The organism is uncultured Ruminococcus sp., assembly GCF_937915125.1.
Classification (GTDB): domain Bacteria; phylum Bacillota; class Clostridia; order Oscillospirales; family Ruminococcaceae; genus Ruminococcus_C.
Map to the genome: position 1 here is coordinate 1 of NZ_CALDMP010000025.1, position 5,577 is coordinate 5,577.

The 5,577-nt window shown below is 49.3% G+C and carries 2 protein-coding genes; both read right to left on the minus strand.

What is annotated here, in order from left to right:
• Positions 1 to 67: 67 nt before the first annotated feature.
• On the minus strand, positions 68 to 1,546 hold the full coding sequence (locus tag Q0418_RS02710; RefSeq protein ID WP_298482010.1) for a peptidylprolyl isomerase: 1,479 nt from the start codon (positions 1,544 to 1,546) through the stop codon (positions 68 to 70).
• A gap of 149 nt (positions 1,547 to 1,695) precedes the next feature.
• Positions 1,696 to 5,481, minus strand: a complete 3,786-nt coding sequence (locus Q0418_RS02715) for a DUF2339 domain-containing protein (protein ID WP_298482011.1) — start codon at positions 5,479 to 5,481, stop codon at positions 1,696 to 1,698.
• Between the last annotated feature and the right edge of the window lie 96 nt (positions 5,482 to 5,577).

Below are 5,577 nucleotides of genomic sequence, written 5' to 3' on the forward strand. Positions count from 1 at the left end.
AAATATGACGGAAAATATGCAAGCATATGACGTGCAAAGCCGCTAGGCGCTCTTTATGCGGTGTTGCCTATAGTTTATCATTCACATGGACAAACCGCATCATCCAGTCCCGTGTGCTGACATCTGCCTGATCCGCATAGGACTCGCACAGTTCATTATATTTTTCTGCGGACAGAGCTTCTGTAGCTGTCAGCTTCCAGCCGGGCTGATCAGAAGTCCCTGCGTAATAAACAAGACAAGTACCGTAAGAACTGTCCAGAATCGTTACATCCCCTGCCTGGCGTGCAGGATCAAAGCACCATTCCTTCCAGTTGGAAAGCATCTGCGTCCCGGGAACTTCCGTATACAGACCACCCTCTGCGGAAACATCCTCCGAATACTGATTTGCCATTTCGGCAAAACGTTCTTCTGTCTGGTCGCCGGATTCCCATTCCTTCAGAGCACTTTCCGCTGCACTGTGTGCACCTTCGGTAGATTCATAAGTATCGGTAGTAAAAAGGATCTGACGCAGATTCACGGGATATGTCTCATCCCGTTCCGGCTCAGACAAGAGCATACATACTGTCAGCGTTCCGTTTTCCTCATCCGTCAGAATGGTGGTATCCCCTGCCTTGGCTTCTCCGGAAAATGCCCATTCGCTCAGTGCATCGCCCTCTGTATAAGCAGCATCCTCTGTGCAGAGAGTGCTCACCTGGGCTTGCAGCTCTTCCTCTGTCAGCGTGGTATTTTCTTGATAGTAAGCATATACCCAGGATTCAAACCCATCCTTTGTGTCACATCGGCGAAGTTCTCTTGCCAGTTCGTCAGCTTCACTGCGCTGCATTGCCGTTTCATCGCTGCTGTCGAAAGAAAAAGAAAAGCTCAGATAGGTGCAGACCTGCATAGTCCTGGCGTTTTCTTCGTAGTAAGCATCCATTTCCTCATCCGTCAGCGCCATAGTGTTCTGCTTTTCCGTACTAAAATCCAACGCCAACAGGTACAGTTCCATGGCATGAGTCACATCTGCATCGGTGACGCCCTTCGGGAATGTTTCAGAATCGAATTCATCCAGACTGGACTTTGCGATCACAGAAAGATTCTCTGCCGGCTCATAGCTTTCTGCATAGGATGCCTCGCAGAATGTCAGAATATTCTGGGCGTATTCCTGGGCTGCATCGGTGAAATATTCCTCCCAGGTAGTTTCCTCATCATAATACTGTTCTGACAGGGGCTTTTCTGTGTCCGGCAGATCGGCAGAACTGCTCCCTGCGCTGTTTTCCAGGTAGCTCTGGTAGATCTGCCAGGAATAAAAGGAGATTTCCGCTGCATTGAGAGAATAATGCTCTGTCTTTTCTACCGGGATAAAATGAATCAGCGGTTTGGTTTTTACTGTCCATACAGTGCCGCCAATCATGAATCCCGCAGCCACTGCGCAGGAGACAGTCGTGATAATGATCTTTTTCCGATGTTTCTTTTTCTTAGCTGCTCTGGAAACAGCCTGTCGCTGTTCTTTTCGTTGTTTTGCAAGAAATGCCTGTTTTTCAGACGGTTTCTTTTTCTTTGCCATAAATTCAGTCCTCTTTCTCTGGCGGCAGAACATACTGCCAAATTCTTATCTCATTCAGTATATCATATTTTACAAATAAATGCAAGGAAAACGAGAACGTGCTCGCACAAAAACAGAACACACATATTCTCTAAAAGTCTTGTCATTGTCTATTGCTGTTTCGAGGATTCGTTTGATTCCCGTTGTTTCAGACGTGGTGTCATGCGATTGTAAATGAAACTGATGCCGAAGCAAAGGGCAGCGCACAGCAGGAAACTGCACGCCCGCAGCACAAGCCGTTCGTAGGAGATATCCAGCAGGATCAGTTTGCATACACTCACCAGAACCAGCACCAGACCGAAAACGCGGATGGTTCTTCTGTCTTTCCAGAAACCAAAGACAATATATCCCACTGCAAGAAGAAGAAATCCCAGACTCAGCAGCACACCCGGCACATCAAATCCGCAGAACAACACCAGAACCAGAAGCGTATGCTTCAGACCGAACAGCAATTCTCTGCCGTTTGCCGACTGGTTTTTTCGGACACGGATCAGCTGTCCGGATCCCACCAAGAAAGACGCTGATACTGAAACTGCCAGCAGGATCTTCTCTGGAAGCGCAAGGTGAAATGCCTCCCGGAAAATCCACCAGTCCAGGTTCAGCATCAGCAAAATGCTTCCGATGGGCATCATGCTCCAGTTGAACACCCGGCACACCCAGCAAAAAGGATCCTGACGAGTGAAGCGGCGGCAAAGTACCATAACAAGACAGTTGATCAATGTGAAAACAGATACCAGCCAGCCGAAGGTCTGCCGGAATGCCATTTCTTCCAGAAACGGCAGCAGTATGATCCAGGATACAAAAGCAAACAGTCCATATGCAGTCTGATAATAAAACGCCGTCCGTTTCCGAAGTCCCACTGTCGTCAGGATCGCCAGCAACAGTACCCATGCACAAAGACGAATCAGCTTTGTCTCCTGGGGTGCTGAACACAATGCAATGGCAGCGGAAAGGAGCGTAAGATAAAAATGCATCTGGCAGACTGCCGTGGGCATCCGTCTTTTCTGTGCAGAAAACCAGAACACCAGAAGCAGTACTGCACTGACATAAAAAGGAAGGCAGCTGTGAAACAATAAGATTCCTGAAACAGCATCCCAGTAAGATGCCGTATCCAGGTTATGGAATCTCCAGAAAAGCAACAATACCAGCAGTTGCGCCAGAGTCGGCAAATAACAGATCATCCACATTCTATCTGAAGCACACTGCCGTTTCTTCATTCCGTGGATCATAATGCCGTACTGAAACAGAACAGATGCCAGCAGCAGACCCAATTGTGCTGTTATCCATGGATTCTGTGTCAGAAGCTGTCCTCTGTTAAACCGCAGTTCCGCAGAAAGCAGAAACAGACATGCTATGATCGACAGCCCGTGGGTAACGAGCATAACAACTGGAAAGCGCAGTTTCTCCCTACGGACAGAAAGCAGCAGCACTGCGGCAGCGAGAACAAAGTACAAAATTGCAAAAAGACCATTCGAACCGATCTGGAATCGCTCTCCAGCAGTAACATACGCCACATCCCGCAGCGTCAGCGGCACTGTCAGATGCTGTATCTTCGCAGCAAGCACGCAGACGGACAAGAACAAGCCTGCGGCAGCCATGGGCTGAAAGATCTCCGGTCGTTTCCATGCGAAGCAGCAGGAAACAGCCATCCACACCAGGAACAAAAGACAGACTGTAAGCAGAGAAATGCCCGAAAATGTCTGCTGATACAGTACAACAGACAGAAATAAAACAGCAAGACCCGTACTGGATATTGCACAGAAAAAACGCCGGTAGTATTTGCTGCGCATTCCCAACCAGCCGCAGACAAGCAGTCCTACGCTCAGAAGCGGTGCAAACAGAATCTGTTCCGGAACGGGAAGATAGGTTCGGTGAAGCATGCTGATCCCCATGAGCAGAAGCCATGCCGACGGGAACACCAGATAGTTCCGGGTCAGTTTTACAAGCGTCCCGCACAGCCGCATGCCAAAGCGATGATAGCAATACAAAATTGCGTAGCCAAAAGCAGCACAGAGGAAAAAACTGCCGCATTTTTCCCCATAGGACAGACGGAAAATGCCTCCTCCCAGTATCAGTGCCAGCATGGTTCCAAGTTGAAGAATCCAGCCGGAAAGCCGAATCCCCGGAGTATCTTTCCGGAAACCGAAAATCGTGTACAACAGTGAAAGAGCACACCAGCCGGCAATGAGAAATACAGAGGAAATATCAAGCAGACGAATCAGCAGAAAAATCAGCAGTACATGCTTGATGCCGAAAAGGAGTTCCGCTGACCGGTTGTTTCCTGCATCAGTTTTCCGGAAATAACAGCCGGAGTTCACTGTAAACACAACAGTCACCGCCATGGCTGCCCATATGCTCTGCGGGATTGTCCATGTTTCTCCCAGGAGCATCCAGCTGCACACCATGGCAATACCATTTCCTGTCTGTGTCAGCACACGCAGCTTTGTACCAGGACGAATGAAACGGAAAAATAAGATGACGCCGCAGTTACAGAGTGCGAAGAAAACGAAACTGTAGAAGAGCACCGTTTTTGTGGGTATATCTGAAAACAATCCCGGCAGAAGCAGCCATGTGGCAAAGAGAAATACACCATAAAAAAGCTGCACGCAGAAAGCATTTTTCTTGTATATGCCGAACAAAGCCAACACCGACAGAAACAGGCACCAGCCAATCAGACGCACCAGGGGATCACACATACCAATGAGAAACAGCGGCAGCAGCACACTGCATATCAATGTCAGATAATAGGACGGCGTTGCCATTCGGTTTCTCTGAGAAAGAATCCACAAGCCAAATAGAAAAGCGGCAGATGTCAGAAGCTCCGTTTGCCGCAGCCAGGCGGTTTCTCCGTTCTGGAGCAGCAAAGCCAGAGGAAACAGTAGAAACAATGTGGGAAGATAATGCCACAGCCAAAGCCGATCCGATGCTTTTTGCAATCGGAGCCAGCGGCGCATTTCCCAGGCATATTGGAACAGCAAAAAGCCTGCCAGCAGCAATATGCATCCATTTCCCATGAGGCGCATACCATCCGGCATGTCCATCAGTAGCAGATGGCGATCAGAGGACAGCAGAAACAGTTTCCATTCCAACGCCAGAACACAGACGCTGTTCAGAGCAACGGTTATGCCATGTTTCCCGGGCAGATCACTGCGGTTAGTGAAAAGATAGAACAATGCAGCCAGCAGAAAATACAGACATAAGATCAATGTCTGACTGCAATATGCCAGTGCCTCCGATGAACTGGTCACAGATTCCACAGTTCCCCCAAGCTGGGAGAAAACAGATACCACCAGACCCACATGACCGATCACCTGGAAAACGGCGGGCTGATGCCGGGAGAGCAGATACATCAAACCTGCCCAGAACAAAAACAGGAGGTACATCACCAGAGCCGGGATCAACTGATAATACCAGTACGCCAGCAGAATGCCAATATACAGCACTCCGGCACCGCATCCGGAAACAGAAAGAAATGATGTCCGATAGGAACTGCTTTTCTTCGCCCCTGCAATACCCATGACAGTCAGAAAAATACCTGCCGCAAAAATACCCAGAAGCTGTCCCAGCTTGGAACCGGACGCATAGGTCAACAGCAGTACGCCGATAAACACCAGCGCAGATGCCAGGATCCCCAGGATATTGCGGCCGAAATGCACTTCCCAGTCCTTCCGTTTCGGTTGCTGAACCGGCGGAACAGGTGACTTTGGCGGAGATGCAAAGGGATAAGGTGCATATGGCGGCACCTGTGAGTTCGGATGCACATATGGCGGTGTCTGTGGTATCTGCGGCGGCACAGGCGATACTTGCGGCGGTGTTTGCTCCAGTTGAGAAAGTTCGATTTCCAGCGCCTGTATCTGCTGACGAATCTGCCGCATCCGCGCTTCTCGTTCGTCCATGATATCCTCCGTTTCTTCTATGGCAATACCGCACAAAGATCGCACGTTAGATGCGTAGTCAGATTTTTCGTCAGATGAAACAAAAAGCGCAGTGAA

Bases quoted from the DNA above. Each gene is read 5' to 3' on its own strand.
- Q0418_RS02710 (WP_298482010.1), bottom strand. From the start codon at position 1,546: ATGGCAAAGAAAAAGAAACCGTCTGAAAAACAGGCATTTCTTGCAAAA.
- Q0418_RS02715 (WP_298482011.1), bottom strand. From the start codon at position 5,481: ATGGACGAACGAGAAGCGCGGATGCGGCAGATTCGTCAGCAGATACAG.